This window comes from Nocardiopsis alborubida (assembly GCF_012396365.1).
In the GTDB taxonomy this organism is placed as follows: domain Bacteria; phylum Actinomycetota; class Actinomycetes; order Streptosporangiales; family Streptosporangiaceae; genus Nocardiopsis; species Nocardiopsis alborubida.
The window spans coordinates 36,144-60,363 of record NZ_JAAXPG010000031.1 but is presented as its reverse complement, the minus strand read 5'-3'; the positions used below and the strand labels follow the sequence as shown (position 1 = coordinate 60,363).

The 24,220-nt window shown below is 72.4% G+C and carries 20 protein-coding genes and 1 riboswitch; of the genes, 13 read left to right on the top strand and 7 right to left on the bottom strand.

From position 1 onward, the window contains the following. Nucleotides 1-264, top strand: a complete 264-nt coding sequence (locus tag HGB44_RS26070; RefSeq protein WP_061080623.1) for a hypothetical protein — start codon at nt 1-3, stop codon at nt 262-264. Here the strand turns inward: HGB44_RS26070 and HGB44_RS26065 are convergent. Next, the gene (locus HGB44_RS26065; RefSeq protein ID WP_061080622.1) at nt 245-1,264 is read right to left on the bottom strand and encodes a 3'-5' exonuclease; all 1,020 of its coding nucleotides are present in this window, start codon (nt 1,262-1,264) and stop codon (nt 245-247) included. The genes HGB44_RS26070 and HGB44_RS26065 overlap by 20 nt on opposite strands. A 305-nt stretch (nt 1,265-1,569) precedes the next feature. Here HGB44_RS26065 and HGB44_RS26060 point away from each other — a divergent pair, with 305 nt between their 5' ends. Then, nucleotides 1,570-2,532 (top strand): asparaginase, encoded by a 963-nt coding sequence (locus HGB44_RS26060; RefSeq protein WP_061080621.1) that lies wholly within the window; start codon nt 1,570-1,572, stop codon nt 2,530-2,532. A gap of 43 nt (nt 2,533-2,575) precedes the next feature. Then, entirely contained in the window at nt 2,576-3,847 is a 1,272-nt protein-coding gene (locus HGB44_RS26055; protein WP_061080649.1) for an NAD(P)/FAD-dependent oxidoreductase, read from the top strand. On the opposite strand, the gene HGB44_RS26050 is transcribed toward HGB44_RS26055, so the two are convergent. Beyond that, a complete protein-coding gene (locus HGB44_RS26050; RefSeq protein ID WP_061080648.1) occupies nt 3,831-4,022 on the bottom strand; it encodes a ferredoxin in 192 nt (63 codons plus the stop codon). The two genes, HGB44_RS26055 and HGB44_RS26050, sit on opposite strands and share 17 nt — an antisense overlap. 1,459 nt (nt 4,023-5,481) lie before the next feature. Here HGB44_RS26050 and HGB44_RS26045 point away from each other — a divergent pair. Continuing rightward, a complete protein-coding gene (locus HGB44_RS26045) occupies nt 5,482-6,801 on the top strand; it encodes a DUF4153 domain-containing protein (RefSeq protein WP_061080620.1) in 1,320 nt (439 codons plus the stop codon). Between the two features lie 173 nt (nt 6,802-6,974). On the opposite strand, the gene pip is transcribed toward HGB44_RS26045, so the two are convergent. Continuing rightward, complete coding sequence (gene pip, locus HGB44_RS26040) at nt 6,975-7,931, bottom strand: prolyl aminopeptidase (protein ID WP_061080619.1); 957 nt, start codon at nt 7,929-7,931, stop codon at nt 6,975-6,977. 101 nt (nt 7,932-8,032) lie between these two features. Beyond that, nucleotides 8,033-8,914, bottom strand: coding sequence for a DUF4429 domain-containing protein (locus HGB44_RS26035; protein ID WP_061080618.1), 882 nt, complete (start codon nt 8,912-8,914; stop codon nt 8,033-8,035). A 278-nt stretch (nt 8,915-9,192) separates the two neighbouring features. Here HGB44_RS26035 and HGB44_RS26030 point away from each other — a divergent pair, with 278 nt between their 5' ends. Together HGB44_RS26030 and HGB44_RS26025 are read left to right on the top strand one after the other, a co-directional pair. Beyond that, complete coding sequence (locus HGB44_RS26030) at nt 9,193-10,911, top strand: AMP-binding protein (protein WP_061080617.1); 1,719 nt, start codon at nt 9,193-9,195, stop codon at nt 10,909-10,911. A 233-nt stretch (nt 10,912-11,144) separates the two neighbouring features. Further along, the gene (locus tag HGB44_RS26025) at nt 11,145-12,200 is read left to right on the top strand and encodes a 3-deoxy-7-phosphoheptulonate synthase (protein ID WP_061080616.1); all 1,056 of its coding nucleotides are present in this window, start codon (nt 11,145-11,147) and stop codon (nt 12,198-12,200) included. A gap of 119 nt (nt 12,201-12,319) precedes the next feature. Here HGB44_RS26025 and HGB44_RS26020 read toward each other — a convergent pair whose 3' ends face one another. Continuing rightward, entirely contained in the window at nt 12,320-13,237 is a 918-nt protein-coding gene (locus HGB44_RS26020; RefSeq protein WP_061080615.1) for a penicillin-binding transpeptidase domain-containing protein, read from the bottom strand. A gap of 258 nt (nt 13,238-13,495) precedes the next feature. Then, nucleotides 13,496-13,597: riboswitch (glycine riboswitch) on the top strand. A 144-nt stretch (nt 13,598-13,741) separates the two neighbouring features. Between HGB44_RS26020 and gcvT the strand changes: the two genes are divergently transcribed. The 7 genes from gcvT to HGB44_RS25985 all read left to right on the top strand — a co-directional run bounded on the left by gcvT (nt 13,742) and on the right by HGB44_RS25985 (nt 21,619). Continuing rightward, nucleotides 13,742-14,854, top strand: coding sequence for a glycine cleavage system aminomethyltransferase GcvT (gcvT, locus tag HGB44_RS26015; protein WP_061080614.1), 1,113 nt, complete (start codon nt 13,742-13,744; stop codon nt 14,852-14,854). Nucleotides 14,855-15,011: 157 nt separating this feature from the next. Then, nucleotides 15,012-15,392, top strand: coding sequence for a glycine cleavage system protein GcvH (gcvH, locus tag HGB44_RS26010; RefSeq protein WP_061080613.1), 381 nt, complete (start codon nt 15,012-15,014; stop codon nt 15,390-15,392). A gap of 7 nt (nt 15,393-15,399) precedes the next feature. Then, nucleotides 15,400-16,668, top strand: a complete 1,269-nt coding sequence (gene glyA / locus HGB44_RS26005) for a serine hydroxymethyltransferase (protein ID WP_061080612.1) — start codon at nt 15,400-15,402, stop codon at nt 16,666-16,668. 78 nt (nt 16,669-16,746) lie between these two features. Further along, the gene (locus HGB44_RS26000) at nt 16,747-18,159 is read left to right on the top strand and encodes an L-serine ammonia-lyase (RefSeq protein WP_061080611.1); all 1,413 of its coding nucleotides are present in this window, start codon (nt 16,747-16,749) and stop codon (nt 18,157-18,159) included. 430 nt (nt 18,160-18,589) lie between these two features. Continuing rightward, nucleotides 18,590-19,249, top strand: coding sequence for a hypothetical protein (locus HGB44_RS25995; RefSeq protein WP_061080610.1), 660 nt, complete (start codon nt 18,590-18,592; stop codon nt 19,247-19,249). Between the two features lie 10 nt (nt 19,250-19,259). Further along, nucleotides 19,260-20,975: an N-6 DNA methylase gene (locus HGB44_RS25990; protein ID WP_061080609.1), complete on the top strand. Its 1,716-nt coding sequence runs from the start codon at nt 19,260-19,262 to the stop codon at nt 20,973-20,975. Beyond that, nucleotides 20,963-21,619, top strand: a complete 657-nt coding sequence (locus HGB44_RS25985) for a restriction endonuclease subunit S (RefSeq protein WP_061080608.1) — start codon at nt 20,963-20,965, stop codon at nt 21,617-21,619. The genes HGB44_RS25990 and HGB44_RS25985 overlap by 13 nt, the downstream gene beginning before the upstream one ends. A gap of 66 nt (nt 21,620-21,685) precedes the next feature. Here HGB44_RS25985 and HGB44_RS25980 read toward each other — a convergent pair whose 3' ends face one another. Together HGB44_RS25980 and HGB44_RS25975 are read right to left on the bottom strand one after the other, a co-directional pair. Beyond that, nucleotides 21,686-23,116, bottom strand: coding sequence for a sodium:solute symporter family protein (locus tag HGB44_RS25980; protein WP_061080607.1), 1,431 nt, complete (start codon nt 23,114-23,116; stop codon nt 21,686-21,688). Nucleotides 23,117-23,305: 189 nt separating this feature from the next. Beyond that, entirely contained in the window at nt 23,306-24,139 is an 834-nt protein-coding gene (locus HGB44_RS25975; RefSeq protein ID WP_061080606.1) for a MurR/RpiR family transcriptional regulator, read from the bottom strand. Between the last annotated feature and the right edge of the window lie 81 nt (nt 24,140-24,220).

The window sequence follows — 24,220 nt, the reverse complement described above, 5'->3', positions numbered from 1 at the left end:
GTGTCCCTCGTACTGATCCTCCTCGGCGCCGTCCTGGTGACGGTCGCCATGTTCAACAAGCTCCCCAGCTACGTCCCCGGACGGATCCCGGCGCCCCGTCCCGGCCGCGGCGGCTCCGTGGCCGCCGCGCGGAGTCCGGAGATGGTCCGTCCCCGTGTGCGGCTGGTGTCGGCCCGGCTCACCGAACCGGGCAAGGCGCTGCTCACCACACTCGGCGGAAGCGCGCTGATCGTGGCGTTCTTCCTCACTCTCTCCGGTCTGTGAGCCCTGGCCGGGCCCCGAGCACGGACCGGCCGATCCGGCCGAGCAGCCGCGCCGGGGAGCCGTCGGCGCGTCCGGCCGGATAACCGGGGTCGCTCGTGCTCCCGGCACCGGCCATGCGCAGCAGCAGGCCGCCCGCGGCCGTGGCCGCGAGCCCGCCCGTCACCGCGGCGGCCGCGGCCAGCCGCTCGCGGAAGCGGGTGTCGCGGTGCGCGGCCATCTCCGCGATGGCGCGGTCCGTGGCTCCGAAGGCCCCGCCGCACAGCAGCGGGTCCAGCTCGTGGGGCCGCCACCGCGCCTGCCAGGGGCCCAGCGGCGGAAGCCCGCCGGGCACCGACGACGTGCGCGGCTTCCAGCGGACCGGCTCTGCCGCGCCGCGCGGGCCGGGGACCGGCTCCGGCACCGCGAGCCGCTTGGGCGCGGGACCGCCGTAGCGCAGCTCGCCGGGGGCGTTGGCGAGCATCTCCGCGAGCAGTTTGGCGCAGGCACGGGCGTCGCCCAGCGCGGTGTGCTGTCCGGTCGGCCAGTCGCCGCTGAGCCGGTGGGAGGCCTTGGGCAGCGAGTACCGCTCCAGCTCCACCTGGGAGCGCAGCGTGCGCAGCGTGCACAGCCCGGCCTGACCCGTGGGCAGCCCCGCGGGCACCAGCTCCGAGGCGAGGAAGCGCTGTTCGAAGTCGAGGTTGTGGCCGACCACGACCGCCCCGGAGAGCAGTTCGGTGAGCCTGGGCGCCACCTGCGCCGCGGTCGGGGCGCCCACGGTGTCACCCTCGCCGATGCCGTGGAACTCGCGGCCGCCCACCGGCGCGCGCGGGTCGACCAGGGTGCTGAACTCCTCGACGAGCTTGCCGTCTCCGCGCACGCGCACCACGGCGATCTCCACGATGCGCGCGCCCTCGCGGGGGTCGAGGCCGGTGGTCTCCATGTCGAGCACCGCGTACTCCAGGTCCGCCGCCCGCATGCCGACCCTGCGCCGGGTCAGCGCGCCCATCCGCAGCGTTCCCATCGTGTGCCCCACTCCTTCGTCCGTCGTGCCGAACGGCTGTTCCACCTTGCCGCTTACCGGCAACGACCTTACTCCCCGCGTCCGACAGCGGACCCCGTGCACGTGGGAGGGCTGTTCCCGCCGACCGCCCCGGCCGGGTCCGCGGACCGGGAGACGGCTCCGGGAACAGCTCCGGCCGAGCCGGTTCCGCGACCGCGGGGCGACCGGAAGAAAGGGGAGTTATGTAACGTTCTCAGTCGTGTCCACCCACAGGCGGACACTCCACGCGCACCCTGACCCGACCTCAACGGCGAGGAGAAGCCCGCATGCCCCAGAGCCCGCTGCCCGAGTACGTCCCCCTGGCGCAGGTCATCCGGTCCGGAATGCTGGAGAGCGTCCACTACGGTGCGGTCGTCGGACTGTCCGCGGACGGCCGGATCGCCTACGCGCGCGGCCCCGTGCACCAGCCCATGTTCCCGCGCTCCTCGGCCAAGCCCTTCCAGGCGCTGGCGATGCTGCGGGCGGGCGCGCCCCTGGAGGGCTCCTCGCTGGCCATCGCCGCGGGCAGCCACTCCGGTGAGGAGGCGCACACCGCCGAGACCGAGCGCATCCTGGCCGCGGCCGGGCTCACCGCCGACGCCCTGGGCTGCCCCCCGGCCGCCCCCAGCGGCAAGGACGCGCGCACCGCGTTCGTCCGCGCCGGACGCGAGCCCGAGCGGGTGCTGATGAACTGCTCCGGCAAGCACGCGGGCATGCTCGCCGCCTGCGTCGCCCGGGGATGGAGCACCGGGGACTACCTCGAAGCCGGGCACCCCTTCCAGGTCCTGGTCCGCGAGACCATCGAGGAGCTGTGCGGGGAGCCGGTCGCGCACACCGCCGTGGACGGCTGCGGGGCGCCCCAGATGGCGGTGTCCCTGACCGGTCTGGCCCGCGGCCTGTGGCGCATGCGCACCGCCCCCGAGGGAGGCCCGGAGCGGGCCGTGGTCGAGGCGATGAGCGCACACCCGCTGTACGTGGCGGGCAGTGACCGGATCGACACCGACCTCATGACGCGGATGCCCGGCCTGGTGGCCAAGGGCGGTGCCGACGGGGTCCTGGTGGTCAGCGCCGCCACCGGCGAGACCGTCGCCGTCAAGATCAGCGACGGGGACGCCGAGGAGCGGGCGCGTACGCTGGTCGCACTCGACGCGCTGCGGACCCTCGGTGTGGACGTCTCCCCCGTCCAGGACCGGTTGCGCGCCGACGTCCTCGGAGGTGGCGCCCCCGTCGGCGAGGTCCGCCCACTCTGACGAGCCCCGTCCTCGGGGAACCACCACCGGAAGGGACACCACCGTGCGGGACACCCTCAACGACATCGTCGTCGTCGGCGCGGGGATGGCCGGGCTGCACACGGCCGAGGCGCTGCGCGAACGCGGATACGAGGGGCGGCTGACGCTCCTGGGCGAGGAGGCGCACCGGCCCTACTCGCGGCCTCCGCTGTCCAAGGAGGTCCTGACCGGGGTGGGCATGGAACCCGCGGGCGGCGGCCCGGGCTGGCTGGTGGGCCACCGGGCGCTGCGCCTGCGCGAGGACGAGGCCGTGGACGCCCTGGACCTGGACTTCCGTCCGGGCAGCCGGGCGGTGGGGCTGGACACCGCCGCCCGCGAGGTGAGCGTGTCCGGTCCGGGCGGCGCCCTCGGAACGGTGCGCTACGACGGCCTGGTGATCGCCACGGGCGCCCGGGCGCGCCGCCCCGCCACCGACCTGGCGGGCGTGTACGTGCTGCGCACCCTGGACGACGCCGAGGCGGTGCGGTCGGAGTTCGACTCCGGCGGCCGCCTGGTGGTGGTCGGGGCCGGTTTCGTCGGCGCCGAGGTGGCCGCCAGCGCCCGCGCGGTGGGCATGGACGTGACCCTGGTGGAGGCGGCGCCCACACCGCTGACCCGGGTCGTGGACCCGAGGATCGGCGAGGTCCTCACGGAGCTGCACCGGGAGAACGGCGTCGACGTGCGCCTGGGCGTGGGCGTGGCCGGTTTCGAGGGGCGGGACCGGGTGGAGCGGGTCCGTCTCGCCGACGGCTCGGCGGTGGAGGCCTCCCTCGTGGTCGCCGGGATCGGCGTGCACCTGAACACCGAGTGGCTGCGCGGGTCCGGGGTGGAGCTGCTGGCCGACGGCTCGGTGGCGTGCGACGAGTACTCCGCGGCCTCGGTGCCGAACGTGTACGCGGTCGGCGACCTGGCTAACTGGCCGCACCCGCGCTACGGCGGGCGGATCCGCCTGGAGCACTGGACCAACGCGGCTGAGCAGGGCGAGGCCGCGGCGCACAACCTGCTGGCCGGCGGCGGTGGGCGCACGCCCTTCACTCCGGTGCCCTACTTCTGGTCCGACCAATACAGGATGAAGGTCCAGCTGCTGGGGCAGGGCGCGCCCGCCGATCAGGTCGCCTTCGTGCACGGCTCCCCGGAGGACCGAAAGTTCGTGGCCTTCCTCGGCCGCGGCGGAATGCTCACCGGTGTGCTGGGGCTGCGCTCCACCCCCAGGACCATGCGCTACCGGAGTCTGCTGGAGAAGCCGACGACGTGGGACGAGGCGTTGGCGGCCGCGGGGGTCACTCCCGCACGGTGATGGCCCTCTTGGGGCACATGCGCTCGGCCTGGCGGACGCGTTCGTGCGACGCGGCGGCGGGTTCCTCGGTGAGCAGGTAGAGGAAGTCGTCGTCGCGGACCTCGAAGACCTCCGGTGCGGCGGCCATGCACAGGGCGTTGCTCTCGCACCGGTCGTAGTCGACCTCGACTCGCATCGTCACTGGACTCCTCGCGCGGAAGGCGGTGTGACCCCCGACTCTAGCCGGGGGCGGACGGGGTGCACAGGCCTGGACGGGTGTCGGGACGCGCGTCCAGAACTTCGCTTTTGTCCATAAAACGGATGCTGCGTGAACCGTCAGCGTGCGCGCGCTGTCCCACTGCCGACAGCACCGGGTAGTCCGGTGCCGTCGTGAAAGGGGCATACGGGTGAGCGAGGACGAGACCGCCGGGAATCCCGAGGGCCGCCGGTCGACGGTGGAGGCCGCTCCCGCGCCGGGGCCGCACGGGACCCCCGCGCCACCGGGTTCGCCGGAGCGGGTAGGACGACCGGGGCGACCGGCTCAGGTGGGGCAGCCGAGTCCGCCAGGACAGACGGGCCATCCGTGGCACATGGAGCAGGTGAGGCAGCAGGGTGCCCACCAGAGGCCACAGCAGTACGGCACGACGTTCGCCCACCTGTCGCACCTGTCACACCCTCAGCAGTACCAGCAGGCTTACCACGACCCGGCCTACCGGGAGCGGACGCGGGCGCCCCTGCCCCGGGCACCCGCGTGGCTGCCGGTCGCCGTACTCGGCGTCGGCGTGGTGGCCGCACTGCTGGCCACGTTCGACCGGCCCGGGATCGGCCTGGTCATCACCGGTGTGGTCGCGGCTCTGACCGCGTTCGCCGCGCTGACGGCGCGCCCCGCCACCCCCGGGAGCGAGACCGGGGACAAGGAGGCCCGAAGCGGGGAACCGGGATCCGGGGAGGCTTCCGGCACCGAGGGGAACCCGGGGGTCCACATGACCGAGGGTTCCGGTGATCCCGGTCCGGAAGCGGAGAGCGGACCGGCCGGAGGCAACGGGGAACCGCGGCCCGAGAACCCCTCCGGCGCCGCGGAGGACCCGGAGGACCTCGGAACTCCCTCCGGGATCGAGAACGCGGTCTCCGGGACCGGGGGGGACCACGAGGCTTCCGCGACCAGTCCCTCGGCTGAGGAGGGAGGGACATCCGAGCCCGCGGAGGGCAGCGATTCCGACAGCAGCGGAACAGGTACGCCAGGGAGTATGACCTCTGGGGACACGGGTGCCCCAGAGGCTGATGAGGGTTCCGCGCCGAGCGCCTCTGAGGCACCTGAGCCGTCCGGGAGCGGGGATGACGCCAGAACCGCCTCCGCCCCCGAGCTCCCTGGGCCGGTCGCGTCCGACGGTACAACCGGGAACCCAGAGGCCACCGAGGCCGCTGGGACCGGCGAGGCCACCAGGACAGGGCCCACCGGAGCTGGCAAAACTGCTGAGGCTTCTGAAACCGCTGAGGCCACTCCAGCCGCCGCACCCTCACCTCCGCCCCTCTCCCACCCCACAGCCGCACACGCCACCGCCCCCCGACCCGCCTCTCAAGCCACACCCGCCCCTGCTCCCGACCCCGAGCCCACACCCGACCGCCACTCCTACGCCTGGTCGGCGGTATACGGCGTGCTCGCCGCCGTCCTGCTGTTCACGGCGGTGTTCCGCGACGCGGGCTGGGTGCTCTTCTGGACCCTGACCGCGTCCTTCCTCCTCGCCTCGATGGCCTTCGCCGCGCGCGGCCCCGCCTCCCGCCAGGGCGCGGTGGGCGTCCTCGCCGGCTCGCTCGCCCTGTTCCGCAACCTGCCCTCCACACCGCGGTTCCTGACCGCGCCGCTCCAGGGCAGGCGGTCCCGCCGCCTGGCCGGGCCGGTCCTGGCCACCACGGTGGCCACGGTCGGCCTGCTGCTCGTCTTCGGCGTGCTCTTCGCCTTCGCCGACCCGGTGTTCGGCAGCTACCTGAGCCGGATGTTCACCGACCTGCTCCTGGAGAGCGACCTCAACCCGGTCGGCGACCTGTTCGCCATGGCGACGGCTATGCTCCTCACCGGATCCGCCGTGCTGACCGCGCGCCGCCGCCACACGCCGAGGCCCGCCGCCCACACCGCCCCCGCGGACCCCGTCCCCACGGGCCCCTCCCCCGAGCGGACTCCCCTGCCGGTGTGGGTGTGGACGATCCCGCTCAGCGCCCTGCTCCTCCTGTTCACCGCGTTCCTCGCGGTCCAGGCCGTCGCCATGTTCGGCGGCGACGAGTACGTCCAGCGCGTCGCCGGGGTCACCTACGCCGAGTACGCACGCCAGGGCTTCTTCCAGCTGGTCGTGGTCAGCCTGCTCGTCCTGTGCGTCATCGCGGTGGTCGTGCGCGTCCTGCCCTCCAGCACCACCCGCGTCCTGCGCAACACCCTGCTCGGGCTGCTGTGCACGCTCACCCTGGTCATCCTCGCCTCGGCGATGATGCGCCTGCAGCTGTACATCGACGCCTACGGGCTGACCCGGATGCGGGCCAGCGCCGAGGCGTGGATCATGTGGAGCGCGGGGGTGTTCGGCCTGCTGCTCGCGGCGGGTGCGCTCAACACCCTGGGCCGGTCGGCGGCCTGGCTGCCCCGTGCCACGGCCGCCCTGGCCGGAGCGGCCCTGGCCGTGTTCGCCTACGGCAACCCGGACCTGCGTATCGCCGAGAGCCACCAGGACCTGGACCTGACCACGGTCGACACCTGGTACCTGCGCGACCTGTCCGCCGACGCGATCCCCGGTCTGGTCGAACTGGAGGGCAACGACCGCGACTGCGCCCTGGTGGGCTTCCAGAACCTCGTGGAGGAGTCCGACGACACCGGGTTCGCGTCATGGAACCTGTCCCGTCACCGGGGGGTCCGGCAGCTGGCCGATCTGGGCCTGTTCGAGATCGGCGGCCAGGCCGGGATGAGCTGCTCCTACGAGCGCGGCCACTAGGGAGCGTGGCGGGCGCCTCGCGCGGTTCCTCCCGCGCACGGCTCCCGCCGCGTTCGTGGACGACCGGACCGGCCGGGGACGCGGGGCGCGGGGGCTCCCCGCACTCCGCGCCTCTTCCGAAGAGCCGGGGCGGCCCTCCCGCCCGTCCCGGGGCCGGGCCGCCCGCGCCCGGGTTACTTCGCGAAGCGGTCGGTCGCCTCGATCAGGTGGTCCAGGATGCCGGGCTCGCTGAACGCGTGCCCGGCGTCGTCCACGATGTGGAAGTCCGCCTCCGGCCATGCCTTGTGCAGGTCGTAGGCGGTGCGGGCCGGGGTGCACACGTCGTAGCGGCCCTGCACGATCACGCCGGGGATGTGCCGGATCGCCTCCGCCCCGTCGATGAGCTGGTTCGGTGTGAGGAACCCGCGGTTGACGAAGTAGTGGTTCTCGATCCGCGCGAAGGCCAGCGCGTAGTCCTCGTCCGCGTGGTGCTCGCGCAGCTCGTGGTTGGGCAGCAGGGTGACCGTGGACCCCTCCCACACGCTCCACGAGCGCGCGGCGGCCAGGCGCTCCTCCCGGTCGGGCGAGTTCAGCCGGCGCGCGTAGGCGGCGACGAGGTCCCCGCGCTCCTCCTCGGGGATGGGCGCCAGGTAGGACTCCCACAGGTCCGGGAAGAGCTGGGAGGCGCCCTCCTGGTAGAACCAGCGCAGCTCGCTCTCGCGCAGGGTGAAGATGCCGCGCACGACCAGCTCGCTGACGCGCTCGGGGTGGCGCTGGGCGTAGGCCAGCGCCAGGCAGCTGCCCCAGGACCCGCCGAAGACCTGCCAGGACTCCGCGCCGATCATCTCGCGCAGCCGCTCCATGTCCTGCACCAGCGTCCAGGTGGTGTTGGTGGACAGGTCGGTGTCCATCTGGCTGGCGTGCGGGGTGGAGCGGCCGCAGTTGCGCTGGTCGAACAGCAGGATCCGGTACCGCTCCGGGTCGAAGAGCCTGCGGTGGTCGGGCACGCATCCGCCGCCGGGACCGCCGTGCAGGAACACCACGGGCTTGCCCGCGGGGTTGCCGCACAGCTCCCAGTAGACGCGGTGTCCGTCGCCGACGTCGAGCATCCCCGAGTCGTACGGCTCGATGGGCGGGTACAAGGTACGCAAAGCGTGGGCCCTTTCGTGGACGTGGTTCCTCCCCGGGGGACCCCGGCGGAGTCGGGCGCCGCGGCCGGGAGTACCCGGGCGCCCGGTGGGGGGCCGACCGGTCAGAGCCGGTCGAGGAGTTCGGCCTTCTTGGCGCTGAACTCCTCGTCGGTGAGCAGCCCCTCGGCGTGCAGCCGCCCGAGCTCGCGGATCTTGGCGAAGACCGCCTCGCTGCCGTCGTCGGCCGCCGCGGTGAGCTCCCCGGTCCCCGCCTGGGCCTCCCGCGCCGCCGCGACGTGGGCGTTGACGGTGGCGGCCATCAGCAGGGTCTCCTCGCTGCCCTTGGTCCCGTGCGAGGCGAGCGTGAAGAAGTCGTTGTCCAGCGCCGTGGCCTCGGGGATGGTCACCCCGCGCAGCACGATGCGCAGGTGGCCCTCGGTGACGTCGACCGGCGGGTGCCAGTGGGCGGTCTCGATCTCGGAGAGCCGGTAGTCGCGGGACTTCTCCTTCTCCTTGGCCGTGCTGGCCAGCCAGCCGTCCCACTGCAAGCGCACGCGGGTGCCGTCGAAGGAGGCCGACCCCTCGGCGGTGCGGACCTGGAGCGGGGGCCGGGCCACCAGCCCTCTGGCCACCTCGCGCGGGTCGGGTTCCTCGGTCAGGGTCTCGCGGGCGAAGCGGGCCGAGGCGGCGACCCGCTCGGAGTAGTACTCGGCGAGGAGTTCGCCCTCGTGCGGGCCGGTGATCAGCAGCGGGGTGGGCACGTCCCGGCCGGGGACGCCCAGGAGCGCGTAGGGGTCGGCGCCCTCCACCAGCCTCAGCCGGAGCCGCCACCCCTGCTTGCGGCTGCCCCGGTCGAAGTCGACCTCGCGGACGGCGGTCATCGGAACCGCGCAGCCGCCCAGCGACCGGAAGAGGGTGGGCACCTTGCGGCCGGAGTCGAAGCGGATACGAATCGTCTCGTCGTCGATCCGCCAGATCCCGTGGTGTCCGCGAAGTTCCTCCATATCCACACATCCTAGAGCCAGAGGGCCCCGCGTGAGGGGGCGCGGGACGGTCGGCCGCACCGGGTGCGGGGGAGAGGGCGCTCCGGAACCGGACGCCGCCCTCCCGGAGGCGCGTCACCGCCTCGGATCCCCGTCCGCCGCGGCCTCCACCGCGGGTGAGGCGTCGCTGCAGCGCATCCCGGGTAGGACCAGCGGGGCACACCCGTTGCACCGCCCCGCCCGGGCGGGACCGGCGGACAGTGCGGTCGGCGCCCTGTCCCTGAACCGGAGGTCGCCACATGTCGAGAGAGACGGCAGCCGCGGGCGCGGCCGAGTTCCGCGCCGCCCGGGACCTGCTCCTGGACCTGCGCGAGGACCAGGAGAGGGCGCACCGGGAGTTCACCTGGCCCCGGTCGGACCGGTTCAACTGGGCGCTGGACTACTTCGACGAGGTGGCCGAGCGGCGTCCGGACCGGACGGCGCTGTGGATCGTGGAGGAGGACGGCGGCCAGACCAGGTACACCTACCGGCGGATGTCGGAGCGCTCCGGCCAGGTGGCCAACTGGCTCAACAACCAGGGCGTGCACCCGGGCGACCGGATCCTGCTGATGCTCGGCAGCCAGGTGGAGCTGTGGGAGACCCTGCTCGCCGCGGCCAAGCTCGGCGCCGTGGTCTGTCCGACCCCCACCTCCCTGTCCGAGAGCGACCTGCTGGACCGGTTGGAGCGCGGCGAGATCGCGCACGTGGTGTGCTCGGCCGCCGAGACCGAGAAGTTCGCCCCGCTGCGGGGGCACTGGACGCGGATCTGCACGGGCTACATGGAGGGGTGGCTGAACTACGCCGACTCCGAGCACGCCGGTCTGGACTTCCACCCCCCGCACCCCACCCATCCCGACGACCCCCTGCTGCTGTACTTCACCTCCGGCACCGCCGCCCTGCCCAAGCTGGTCGTGCACACCCAGCGCTCGTACCCGGTGGGGCACCTGTCGACCATGTACTGGCTGGGCGTGCGACCGGGCGACGTCCACCTCAACGTGTCCGAGCCGGGGTGGGCCAAGCACGCCTACGGCAGCGTGTTCGCCCCGTGGAACGCCGAGGCGACGGTGCTGGTCGTCAACCAGGAGCGCTTCGACGCGGCGGGGCTGCTGGACGCGGTCGTGCGCTGCGGGGTGGACACGCTGTGCGCGCCGCCGACGGTGTGGCGGATGCTGGTGCAGGCCGGCCCCGCCGCGTGGGCCGTGGGGCTGCGCGAGGCGGTGGCCGCCGGGGAACCCCTCAACCCCGAGGTGGTGGACCGCGTGCGTGAGGCGTGGGGAGTGACCGTGCGCGACGGGTTCGGGCAGACCGAGACGACCGTGCTGCTGGGCAACGGCCCCGGCCAGGAGGTGGTGCGCGGTTCGATGGGGAGCGAGATGCCGGGCTACGACGTGGTGCTGGCGGACCCGGCCACCGACGAGGCCGCCGACACCGGGCAGATCTGCGTGGACCTGGCCCGGGAACCGGTGGGGGTGATGAAAGGCTACGCCGACAACCCCGACCTCAGCCGCGAGGTGATCCGCGGGGGCCGCTACCGCACCGGTGACATCGCCAGCCGGGATTCGAACGGTTACATTACCTATATCGGTCGATCCGACGATGTGTTCAAGGCCTCAGATTACCGCATCTCACCATTCGAACTCGAAAGCGTTCTGGTCGAGCACGAATACGTGGTCGAGGCGGCCGTGGTCCCCTCCCCCGACCCGCTGCGGCTGGCGGTGGCCAAGGCGTACGTGACCCTGGCCGCAGGGGTGGCCCCGGACGCCGAGACCGCCCGGTCGATCCTGGCCCACGCGCGCGAGCGCCTGTCACCGCACCAGAGGGTGCGCCGCCTGGAGTTCGGCGAACTGCCCAAGACCGTCTCCGGTAAGATCCGTCGCGTGCAGCTGCGTCGGGCCGAGGCCGAGCGCGGCACGGTCACCGACGGCGCGCGCAACCCGCGCGAGTACTGGGAGGAGGACCTCCCGGGGTCGGGGCGGTGACCGAGCGGGCGCCGGAGCAGCCCCCGGCGGAAATGACCGCGGGAACCGGGAAAATACCGTCTCACGAAATGAGACGCTTTTCGGCGCCCGAAACCGGTGTGGTGTTTTCTGTCACGTGAACCGTGCCGGCCGACGCGCCCGCAGAGCGCCGAACCGTCCGCGCTACTGTTTTCATAAGACGGTTTTCGTGGCGACAGCGGAAAACACGACAGACGGGACCCGAGGGGAACACCATGCCGAGCACGAACGACACACGGGTGGCCAGTTACAAGCCGCTCATCGCCCCCCGGGACCTGCTGGCCGAGCTTCCGCTGGGTCCCGAGCGCAGCGCCCTGGTCGAGGAGTCACGCGCCGAGGTCAAGCGGGTGCTGGACGGTGAGGACGACCGCCTGCTGGTCGTCGTGGGCCCCTGCTCGGTGCACGACCCCGAGTCCGCCATGGACTACGCCCGCCGCCTGAAGGAGCTGGTGCCCTCCCTGCGCGACGAGCTCTGCGTCGTGATGCGCGTGTACTTCGAGAAGCCGCGCACCACCGTCGGGTGGAAGGGCCTGATCAACGACCCCGGCCTGGACGACACCTACGACGTGCACCGCGGCCTGCGCACCGCGCGCAAGCTGCTGCTGGACATCAACGCGCTCGGGCTGCCCGCCGGGACCGAGTTCCTCGACCCCATCACCCCGCAGTACATCGCCGACGTCGTCTCCTGGGGCGCGATCGGGGCGCGCACCACCGAGAGCCAGGTGCACCGCCAGCTGAGCAGCGGCCTGAGCACGCCCGTGGGCTTCAAGAACGGCACCGACGGCGACGTCCAGGTGGCCGTGGACGCGGTCGGCGCCGCCGCCGCCTCGCACACCTTCTTCGGGATCGACCCGGCCGGCGCCGGTTCGGTGGTCGTCACCGAGGGCAACCCTGACTGCCACGTCATCCTGCGCGGCGGCCGCAGCGGCCCCAACTTCGACGCCGGGCCGGTCAACGCCGCCCTGGACGTCATCGAGGGCGCCGGGCTGCCCCGCCGCCTGATGATCGACGCCAGCCACGCCAACAGCGGCAAGGACCACACCCGTCAGCCCGGTGTGGCCGCCGCGATCGCCGCCCAGGTCGCCGAAGGCCAGAAGGGAGTCATCGGCGTGATGCTGGAGAGCTTCATCGTCGAGGGGGCCCAGAAGCTGGGCGACCCCGCCTCCCTGACCTACGGCCAGTCGATCACCGACAAGTGCATGGGCTGGGAGACCACCGGGGACGTGCTGGCCCAGCTGGCCGAGGCCGTGCGCCAGCGCCGCAAGGCCTAGGTGGTGCTCTTCGGACCTCCGCTTCGCTGAGGCCCGCCCAGGAACAGCCCCTCTTCCGTGCATCGGCCCGCTCCCGCCACGGGGGCGGGCCGACGCGCGTCGCGGGGCCCGCGCGTCGCTCAGGCGGCGCGTTCCTCCTCGGGCAGGACCTCCAACTCCACGAGCATCTGCCGTCCCAGCGACTCGCACAGCTCGGCGCAACCGTCCTCCTCCAGGTCGAGGCGCAGCGCGAACGTGTACAGGTCGTCGCCGCGCTCGACCCAACCGACCCACCAGCCCTGCGCGGGGTCGACCTTCCCGCTCCACCCCGTCTTTCCGTGGAGGGCGTAGCCGTCGCCCTCCTCCAGGGCGGCGAGTTCGCGCACCGCCTCCTGGTGCGCGTCGTCCACGGGCAGCTCGTCTCGGGCCAGCCTCGCCAGGAACGCGGTCTGCTCCATCGCGGAGATCTCCAGCGGCCCCTCCACCCAGAACCGGTCCAGCGCGCCCGCCTCGCCCACCGAACGGTTGCCGTAGTCCAGCCGGTCCACCCAGGCCGCCATCGGCTCGTGCCCGACCCTGCGGGCCACCTCCTGGTAGACGGGGAGGTTCGAGGCGGGAAACGCCTCGCGCAGGGCCGTGCCCCGCTCCCAGCGGTCGACGGGCTGGGGCCGCACCACCTCGTCGACGTCCCCGACCGCGCCCGTCTGGAGACCGACCAGGGTGCTGACGAGCCCGAAGGTGGACGCGGGGACCGTGCGCTCGCGGGCCTCCTCCGGTTGCACGACGGTCGCCTCCCGCTCCATCACGTCGTGGAGCACGAAGGTGCCCTCGACGCCCGCGTCCGCGAACACCGGCTCCAGGTCCTCGCGCTCGACGGCGGCCACGTCGCCCCGCGTCAGGGGCGGGGGCCCGGCCTCCGCCCCCTCCCGGGCGGGCCCGTCCGGCTCCAGCGGTCCGCCCACGGCCCCGGCGCACCCCGTGCCCGCGGCCAGGGACAGCACGCATCCGGCCGCGAGCGAGCGCGCCCCGCGCGCCGCCCTCCCGGCGTCGGTTCGCATCCGTCTCCCTCCCCCCGGTCGGTACTCCCCGCACACGCTAATCCCCGCCTCCCCTCTCCAGGGCGGACGCGGCCGGAGTGTCGAAGACCCAAGGACACGGCGGACGCGGGCAGCGGGCGCGGGCGGCCCGGGAGCGGAGGGCGGACACGGAGCGGACGGCGCGCGACGGGGCCGCTCACGGGCTCCGGCGGGAGCACCGGCACCGCACCGGGCGCCCTTGGGCGCCGTTCACGGCCGCTGCTAGGCTGAACGTGTTGCTGACCCCGTACGGGAGAGTGCCCGCGTATCCAGCGCGGGCCGCCGAAGGAGCAATCCCTCCCCGAAGACAACCTCTCAGGCACAGCGGACCGTACGGGCGAGACCACTCTGGAAAGCAGGGACAGCCGTCCCTCGCCGAAGGTGCAAGCCGCGCCGAGCGCGCGGCGAAGCTCTCAGGCACAGATGACAGAGGGGGAGGATGGCAACGCCACGCACGTCACGACGCCCATCCTCTCGGGAGTGCCCATGTCAGACGCCTCATCCGCGCCGCGCGCGACAGCGCTGCGCGAGATCCACGAGAAGGCCGGCGCCACCCTCGTCGACTTCGCCGGGTGGCTCATGCCGCTGCGCTACGGCAGCGAGACCGCCGAGCACCGTGCGGTACGCGAGGCCGCGGGCCTGTTCGACCTCTCCCACATGGGCGAGATCCGGCTGACCGGCCCGCAGGCCGCCCAGGCCCTCGACCACGCGCTGGTCGGCCACCTGTCCCGGGTCAAGGTGGGACGCGCCCGGTACTCCATGATCACCGCCGAGGACGGCGGTGTCCTGGACGACCTCATCGTCTACCGGCTGCGCGAGGACGAGTACCTCGTCGTGGCCAACGCCGCCAACACCGCGGTCGTCGCCCCGGCCCTGGCCGAGCGGGCCGCGGGCTTCGACGTCGAGGTCCGCGACGAGTCGGCCGAGTACGCGCTGATCGCCGTCCAGGGGCCGCGCGCCGTCGACGTCCTGGCGCCGCTGACCGACGCCGACCTGGACGGCATCCGCTACTACGCCGGGTACGAGCACACCGTCGCCGGTGAGCCCGTCCTGCTCGCCCGCACCGGCTACACCGGCGAGGACGGTTTCGAGATCTTCGTCAGCCCCGCGGAGAAGGCCCCCCGGGTGTGGGAGGCCCTCATGGCCGAGGGCGGGCGGCACGGCCTCGTCCCCGCCGGGCTCTCCGCACGCGACACCCTGCGCATGGAGGCCGGGATGCCGCTGTACGGGCAGGAGCTGACCGCCGACCTCACCCCCTTCGACGCCGGTCTGGGCCGGGTCGTGAAGTTCGACAAGGGCGACTTCGTGGGCCGCGCGGCCCTGGAGGAGGCCTCCCGTTCCTCCCGTCCCCGCCGCCTCATCGGCCTCGTCGCGCGCGGGCGCCGCCCGCTGCGCCAGGGCCAGGAGGTCCTGCGCGACGGCACCTCCGTCGGAACCATCACCAGCGGCGCGCCCTCACCCACCCTGGGCCGCCCCATCGCCATGGCCTACGTGGACGGCGACCTCGACACCTCGACCGGCGCGTTCACCGTGGACGTGCGCGGGCGGGGCGAGGACGTCGACGTGGTCGAGCTGCCGTTCTACAAGCGGCAGTCGTAGGAGCAGGGGCCTTCACACCCCGAAGGCCCGCACGCCCCTCGCGGCGGGATCCCCCCACAGGGGACCCGCACGCACGGGGCGCGACCGGGCGTAGGCCGGGCCGGGCAGCCGTACGGGCGCGCGGCAGGAAAATGGAACACCTCCAAGGAGAGTTGAAGTGAGCGTTCCCACGGAGCTGGGTTACACCGCCAAACACGAGTGGGTCGTGGTCGAGGACGGGATCGCCACCGTAGGGATCACCTCGTTCGCCGCCGAGTCCCTGGGCGACATCGTCTACGTCGAGGTGCCCGAGGTCGGCAGCGAGGTGTCCGCGGACGAGCCGTGCGGCGAGGTGGAGTCCACCAAGTCCGTCAGCGACGTCTACTCGCCCGTGAGCGGTGAGGTCGTCGAGGTCAACGCGATCCTGGAGAACGAGCCCGAGACCATCAACTCCTCGCCCTTCGAGGACGGTTGGCTGTTCAGGGCCCGGATCTCCGAGGAGCCCTCCGACCTTCTCTCCGCCGAGGAGTACACCAAGCTGACCGAAGGCGAGGAGTAGGCCCCCGATGGCTACTGACAACACGCTCAACCAGACGCTGGGCGAACTGGATCCCGAGGTGGCGGCCGCGGTCGACGCGGAGCTGGCCCGCCAGCGCGACACCCTGGAGATGATCGCCTCGGAGAACTTCGCCCCCCAGGCGGTGATCGAGGCGCAGGGCACCGTCCTGACCAACAAGTACGCGGAAGGGTACCCGGGCCGCCGCTACTACGGCGGGTGCGAGCACGTCGACGTCGTCGAGCAGCTCGCCATCGACCGCGCCAAGGCGCTGTTCGGCGCCGAGCACGCGAACGTGCAGCCGCACTCGGGCGCGCAGGCCAACACGGCCGTGTACTTCGCGCTGCTCAAGCCGGGTGACACCATCCTGGGCCTGGACCTGGCCCACGGCGGCCACCTGACCCACGGCATGAAGATCAACTACTCCGGCAAGATCCTCAACGCGGTGGCCTACCACGTGCGCGACGAGGACGGCACCGTCGACTACGACGAGGTCGAGGCGCTCGCCGAGGAGCACCGGCCCAAGATGATCGTCGCCGGCTGGTCGGCCTACCCGCGCCAGCTGGACTTCGCCCGCTTCCGCAAGATCGCCGACTCGGTCGGCGCGCTCCTGATGGTGGACATGGCGCACTTCGCCGGTCTGGTCGCGGCGGGTCTGCACCCCAACCCGGTGCCGCACGCCGACGTGGTCACCACGACCACGCACAAGACCCTGGGCGGTCCGCGCGGCGGCATGATCCTGTCCAAGGCGGAGCTGGGCAGGAAGATCAACTCCGCGGTGTTCCCCGGCATGCAGGGCGGACCGCTGGAGCACGTGATCGCGGCCAAGGCGGTGGCCCTCAAGGTCGCCGCGGGCGAGGAGTTCGCCGACCGGCAGCGCCGCACGGTCTCGGGCGCCAGGCTGCTCGCCGAGCGGCTGACGCGGCCGGACGCAGCCGAGGTCGGCGTGAAGGTGCTCTCGGGGGGCACGGACGTGCACCTGGTCCTGGTGGACCTGGTGGACTCCGAGCTCAACGGCCAGGAGGCCGAGGACCGCCTGCACTCGATCGGGATCACGGTCAACCGCAACGCGGTGCCCAACGACCCGCGTCCGCCGATGGTCACCTCCGGTCTGCGGATCGGCACCCCGGCGCTGGCCACCCGCGGTCTGGGCGACGAGGACTTCGCCGAGGTCGCGGACGTCATCGCCGAGGCGCTCAAGCCGGAGTTCGACGAGGCCGCGCTGCGCGGCCGGGTCCAGGCGCTGACCGCCAGGTACCCGCTCTACCCGAACCTGTAGAGCCCCGCCGTGCGGGGCCTGGCGGCCCCGCACGGCACCCTCATGCCCCGGGCCCTGTACTCGACGAGGAGGACAGCCATGGCCATCAGCGTGTTCGACCTGTTCAAGATCGGAATCGGACCGTCCAGCTCGCACACGGTCGGGCCGATGAAGGCCGCGCGCACGTTCGTGGCCGGACTGCGCGAGGAGGGCCTGCTCGACGGCGTGGCCCACGTGCGCGCGGAGCTGTACGGTTCCCTGGCGCTCACCGGCAAGGGGCACGGCAGTGACCGGGCGGTGGTCCTGGGACTGATGGGGCACACCCCCGAGCACGTGGACGTGGACGCGGTCCCCGAGCTGGTGGAGCGGGTGCGCGAGGAGCGGACCCTGTACCTGGGCGGGCCCGAGGGTCCGCCGGTGGCCTTCGACTCGGCCGTGGACGTGGACTTCCGCCGCAGGGAGAGCCTGCCCGACCACCCCAACGGGATGCGGTTCACGGCGCTGGACTCCTCCGGATCCGAGCTGGCGGCGAAGGTGTACTACTCGGTGGGCGGCGGGTTCGTCGTGGACGAGCGCGCGGCGGGCGCGGACCGGATCAAGGCCGACGACACCGAGGTGCCCCACCCCTTCGGCAGCGCCGAGGAACTGCTGGGGATCTGCGCCGACACCGGGATGTCGATCAGCGCGGTCATGCTCGCCAACGAGCGGGCCTTCGGCCGCTCCCCCGCGCAGGTGCGCGCCGAGCTGCTCGTGCTGTGGGAGGCGATGCGCCAGTGCGTGCGCCGCGGGGTGAACACCGAGGGCAGCCTGCCCGGCGGGCTGAAGGTGCCCCGGCGGGCGCACCGCCTGTACCGGCAGCTGGGCGGCAACTGCGACGAGTCGGGCCTGCTGGCGCCGACGGGGGTGGACTCCGACCCCATGCGCGGCAGCGACTGGATCACGCTCTACGCGCTGGCCGTGAACGAGGAGAACGCCGCGGGCGGCCGCGTGGTGACCGCGCCGACCAACGGGGCGGCGGGCATCGTGCCCGCCGTGCTGCACTACTACCTGCACTTCAGTCCGGGCGCGGGCGACGAGGGCGTGGTGCGCTTCCTGCTGACCGCGGGGGCCGTGGGCATCCTGTTCAAGCAGAACGCGTCGATCTCGGGCGCCGAGGTGGGCTGCCAGGGCGAGGTGGGCTCGGCCTCCTCGATGGCCGCCGCCGGGCTGGCCGAGGTGCTGGGCGGCACCCCCGCCCAGGTGGAGAACGCCGCGGAGATCGCCATGGAGCACAACCTGGGGCTGACCTGCGACCCCATCGGCGGCCTGGTGCAGGTGCCGTGCATCGAGCGCAACGCGCTGGCTTCGGTCAAGGCGATCAGCGCCGCGCGCATCGCGCTGCGCGGCGACGGCAGCCACTTCGTGTCGCTGGACAAGGTCATCCGGACCATGCGCGACACCGGCCGCGACATGATGGACAAGTACAAGGAGACCTCGCGCGGCGGCCTGGCCGTCAACGTCATCGAGTGCTGAAACCACCCGCGCCAGGCCCCGGACCGGGCTTGGCGGGCACCTCCCCCATTCTGTTAACAGTATGGAGGTATGCCCCCTGCGGAAGCTCGCAGGCAACGGCACACTGACGCCCTCTGCCCTCTATGCCCCCTTGAACAGGCCAGATCCCAGGGGAATGGCCGTGGAACCAGTCGACCGCCATGGTGTTAACAAAATTCACGCATTGCAGTGCGCTTGCCTTCTCCATCGCGCGCCTGTACCGTGGACACCAAGTTGGACGACGCGGACCCCGTGGTTCCCGAGCCCCCGCACCTGTGCCGCCCCCGGACACAGCTGTGCCCCGGGTGGCGTGCTGAGCAGAGGCGGCCCGGGGCTTACGTCCTCAACGCTACCACGCGGAACTCGGAGCAGACAGCCCCCGCCCCCCCGACCGAGACGGAAGAAGGCCCTGTTGAGCGACGACATGCCGGAGTGGATGTACACCGTCTACTCGCGTCCGCGCCTGGCTCCCTACATCGCCAGCTGCGGCGGAGACGCTGCCAGGGCGGCCCGCCTGTACCACTGGAACGTCGCCGTCTCCGCTGCCTTCTACCACCCCCTGCACGTTCTCGAGCTGGCGCTGCGCAACTCCATGCACGACCGGCTGTCCGACCACTTCGAGCGGGCGGACTGGTGGCGCGCGGCCCCGCTCCATCCCAGAGGCCTCCAGCTCGTGGACCAGGCGAGGGAGACCTGCCTCCGGAGGGGCTCCCTCGCGGCCCCGGACGACGTCGTCACCGAACTGTCCTTCGGCTTCTGGTCCTTCCTCCTGGTTTCCCGCTATGACCGCAGCCTCTGGCGAACGGCCCTGCACCGCGCCTTCCCCTCCTACAGCGGGCCGCGTGAGAACCTGCGCAGGGAGCTGGACTACCTGCGCACCTTCCGCAACCGCATCATGCACCACGAGCCCATCCACCACCGCCACCTGGAAGCCGACCACAGCACGATCTACCGCGTCCTGTCCTGCATCAACTCGGAGGCGGCCAGCGGCATCAGGCACCTGGACCGGGTCCCCGAAGTGCTCCTGGTCAAGGAGCAGATGTGCCGGGGCGAACTCCCGCCGAACCCCTGAGGAGGCCATCGTGAGCAAGGAAGGGCCGACCCTGGTGTCGCGCGCGCAGCTGGCCAGGTACGCCGGGGTCAGCCGCGCCGCGGTCACCAACTGGCGCAAGCGCGGGCCCGACTTCCCCGAACCGGCGGACGCCGAACGGGAGCTGTTCGACCTCGACCAGGTCGCCGACTGGCTGTCCTCGCGTGCCGTACCCGTCAACGCCCGACAGCCGCACGAGCCCACCGGCACCACCTACGCGGACCGCGTACGCGCCAGTATCAGGGCCCAAGGCACGGGAGAACCCCTTCCCTCCTCCGCACCCGACGCGGGAGGGGAGGGTTTCGACAAGACCGTCCGCGAGGTCGAGCGCCTGCTCTGGCACGCTCTGGACGGACTCCGTGGGTACTTCCCCCCCTCCGAGAGCTGCTACCTCCTTCTCGACCTCCTGTACATGCACGCGGAGCACACGGACGCCTGGCGGGAACTACTGCTGCACATCGAGTCCCCGTCCGGTCCCACAGACCTGCCGGACGACGTCACGGCCCTCCTCCGCCCGCGCCTCTCCCTCTCTCTTGACGCGCTGGGCAAGAAGGACCCGTACAGGGCCCTCAGGAACATCGCGCTCATCGGTTCCGGCGATGACCGCACGGAGAAACTGGTCATCGCCTTCGACCTCCTGCTCTCGATCCTGGAGGAGGACAGGTCCACAGGAATCCTGCGCACTCCCGACAGCTTGGTGGAGGCGGTCGTCGGACTGCTCGTCACCGACACCGCGCCCTCCGCCCACGTCCACGATCCGTTCTGCCGGACCGGGGAGTTCCTGATCGCCGCGGACAAGCGACTGCGCAACGGTTCGTCCGCCACGTCCCACAGGCTCAGCGGCGCCGGGGGCCACACCGATCAAACGCGTACCGCGGGGATGAACCTCCGCATCCACGGCGTGGAAGCCGACCTCCTGACAGAGGCCGTCGAGCCGGGGCTGCTCCCGGACCTCTCCCCAGCCGACCTCGTCATCACCAATCCACCCTTCAACGCGCGGTTGCCGACCGTCTTCGGCCCTCCAGGATCCCCACCACTCGACTGGCCCACGCCCGTCCGTCGGGATGAACGCTGTTTCCCCTACGGGCTCCCTCCGGAGTCGAACGCGAACTTCGCCTGGCTTCAGCACGTCGTGACGATGCTCGCTCCGAACGGCAGGGCCGGTGTCCTGATGCCGACCAACGCCGCCTTCTCCGACCACCCGGACGAACGCAGGATCCGCTCGGCCATGGTCGAGGACGGGGCCGTGGAGGCCGTGGTGGCGTTTCCCAGTCAGCTCTTCCCGACCACGGGCATCCCGGTGAGCCTCTGGCTGCTGCGCAGTCCCGCAGGGCGCTGTTCCGAGATGCTGTTCATCGACGCGGGCGACCTGGGTTCGATGGCCTCCCGGACCCGCCGAGTGCTCCTTCCCCCGGACATCGACGCCGTACACGCCGTCTACCGTTCATGGAAACGTGGAGAAGCACTCGGGAACGGACTTCCAGCCCCGGGCCGTGCGGTGGGGATCGACGAGATCCGGAACCGGGACCACTCACTCCATCCTCCGTCCTACGTCACGGCAGGCCACGACCCCGAAGGCGCCGGAGCGCAGGCGGCCGAGCGGTTCAACCAGCTGACGAGGCGGCTCAGTGCTCTGGAGGGCCAGGTCCCCGAGACCGACAGCAGAGTCCGCCACCTGCTCAAGGAGGTGCACCGGTGGATTCCCTGATCGGCCCTCTTCCCGCTGGCTGGCGTGAACAGCAGCTCGGCGAGGTCTGTGAGATCCAGGCCGGGCCGTCCGGCGCGGGCACGTCCAGTCGGGAGTTCACCGACAGGGGAACTCCCCTGGTGCGTCCGAGGGACATCCGCGACCGCCGTGTCGACGGGGCCGAAACAGTGCGCGTAGCCGATGCGGTCGCCGCGCGCCTGGACCGCTACCTGCTCGCAGCCGGGGACGTCGTCGGCACGAGGACGGGAACCCTGGGCCGGTTCGCCGTCGTCGCACCCGAACAGCGGGGTTGGCTCTACAGCACCCAGATACTGCGGCTGCGCCCCTCACCGGAGCTCGATCCCGTCTACCTGACGCACTACCTGGCTCTGCCACCGGTGCAGAGATGGATCGACAGACACGCCTCCGGGAGCACCGTCAGGTCCATCACGCAACGCACCCTGCGCTCACTTCCCACCGCCCTGCCGCCCCTGTCCGTCCAACGTGCCGTCGGGGCGGCGCTCCACGCCCTGGACGACAAGGCCCGCCTGCACGCCGAGATCAGTCGCACCACGAACGACCTGCGCGAGGCTCTCGCGCCCATGCTGTTCTCCGGCCGGGTTCCGGTTCCGGAAGGGGATACTTCTCCTCCACCGGCATCTTGAGGTGGCGTCGCCCAAGGGCGAAAGCGGACGGGGGCCGCTCCCGGTCGGGAGCGGTCCCCGCCTGTGTCAGGCGTCGGTTCCGGTGGGCGCGGGCGCCTCGGCCGCGGCCACCCGCGCCGGGTCGGGGGCCTTGGTGACCAGGCTGGCCACGACGAGCGCGACCAGGGCGGAGGGCAGGGCGACGATGACCGCGTTGAGGCCGCCCGGGGTCCCGGCGACCTGCCACCCGATGGTGGTGGCGGCGCCGACCACCAGCGCGGCGACGGCGCCCGCCGTGGTCGCGCGCTTCCAGAACAGCACCGACAGGACCACCGGGGTGATCGCGGCGCCGTAGACCGTGTAGGAGTACATCTGCAACTCCAGCACGGTCGGGAAGAACAGGCTCAGCGCGAGGCCCGCGAGGGCGATGCCCAGGACCGAGAGGCGCTGGACCACGAGCTTGCGCCGCTCGTCCGCGCCGTCCCCGGCGAAGCGGGCGTACAGGTCGTAGGCGACGTTGGAGGCGCAGGAGAGCATGTACGAGGATCCGGTCGTGATGACGAAGGCGACCGCCCCGGCCAGGATCAGACCGCCCAGCACCGCAGGGAGATAGCCCTCGGAGGCCAGGCTCAGGACCGCCATGTCACCGTTGATGCCGGGCATGAGGACCGCGGCGGCGGTGGCGAGGAGCACGACGGGGACGAAGACGAAGAAACTGCCGACGAGCATGCCGGCGGTCGAGGAGCGGGCCTCGCGCTCGTCCTTGGCCGCGGCCAGGCGCTGGTACATGTTCTGGTCGGCGAGCAGCAGCAGGAAGAGCGGGAGGAAGTAGCCGAGGAGCTGGAGGGCGGTGAGTCCACCGCTGAAGGTGGTCGCCTGCTCGGGCAGGCCGTCCCAGTAGGCGCCGGGGCCGCCGACCGCGGCGAACACCAGCGGCAGCGACACGAACAGGCCGAGCACGATGAGGATGGCCGAGACGAAGTCGGTGTAGGCGACCGAGAACAGGCCTCCGGTGACGGTCAGCAGCGTCACGACGACCGCGACGAACAGTGTTCCCTGGGTGGCGGACAGCGGCGTGACCAGGCTGACGACGTACCCGCCGCCGACGAACTGCGAGGCGGTCAGCCCCAGGAAGGCGATGGTGGTGACCACGGCGGCGACGGTGCGCACGCCGATGCCGAAGCGCACCTCCAGCAGTTCGGGGATGGTGTGCCGGGACGCCCGGCGGATCCGGCGGGCCGCCAGGAGCAGGACCAGGATGCCCAGCGGCGTCCCCGCGAAGAAGACCATGCCCGCCATGGGGCCGTAGGTGTAGGCGAAGTTGGCGCCGCCGATGATGGTCCCCGAGCCGACCCAGGTGACCAGCATGGTGGCGATCATGACGGGGCGGGGGAGGCTGCGCCCGGCGAACAGGAAGTCGTCGCCGCCGCGCAGCCTGCCCGAGCGCACGAAGTAGAGGGCGATCCCGAGCATGGCCAGGATGTACACGGCGAGAATCACGAGATGGGTCGTCTGCATGGGCCACCTTCGCGGCGAGGTTCGGGATCAGGGGACGTGCACGGAGGGAACCGGCCAGCGGAGGCGGTCCGACCGGGCCATGTAAGCAGCCCCACCGCGTGAAGTGCAACACTTATTGCATTGAACGTGACCCTGATCACGTCACAGTGGTGTCACCGCGTCGTCCCAGGTCGTTTCCCCCGGCGTCACTCAGAAGAGCTCCGAACTCTCCCAGAGCCGCTCGGTGTCGCGCACGGCCGCCAGCACCGCGTCCCCGCCGACGCGGGCCAGCTCGGCCAGCACCGCGTGGACGACCGCCATCGCCGGGGTGAGGGAGGGGAACATGCCCACGCCCTCGCTGGGCACCAGCAACACGTGGTCCGCCCCCTCCACCAGCGGGGAGTCCCTGCGGTCGGTGATCACCGCGACCGGCACCGACCGCTCACGGGCCACCCGCGCCGCGGACCGCAGCGCGACCGGCAGCCGCCACAGGTCGCACGCCAGCAGCAGGTCGCCGGGGCCCATCCGCGCCAGCGCGCTGACCAGGCCGGTACCCCCCAGCTCCAGGCGCTCCACGTCGTAGCCCATGATCCCCGCGGCGTGCGCGAGCTGCACGCCCGGCGCCGCGAAGGTGCCCGAGCCCACCACCCGCGTCCGGCGCGCCCCGTGCACCGCGCCCGCCAGGGCGCGCACCCGGGCGGGGTCCAGGGTCCGCTCCAGGTCGCGCAGCCCCTCGCGGTCGGCGCGGAAGGCCTCGCGCACGGGGTCGGCGTCGGCCCCGGCGTGCTCGGCCAGGACCTCTCCGGCGCTGAGCGAGGCCAGGTAGCGCGAGCGCAGTTCGACGCGCAGGGCGGGCCAGCCGGTGAAACCGAGGGCCTGCGCGGCCCGCACGACCGTGGCGACGTTGACCCCGGCCCGTTCGGCGAGCTCGGCGGTGCTCGCGTAGGAGGCGAACCTCGGCTCGTCCCGCAGCACCCTGACCACGCGCTCGGCCGCGCGCCCCAGGCGTCCGCCGCCGAGCGCGGCCTCGATCCAGTCCGCCATCACCCCTCCGTCCCGGCGCCCCGGACCGCGCCGCCACCCAAGCGATACCACCCCCGAGGGGTGGCCCCTCCGCCGTGATGC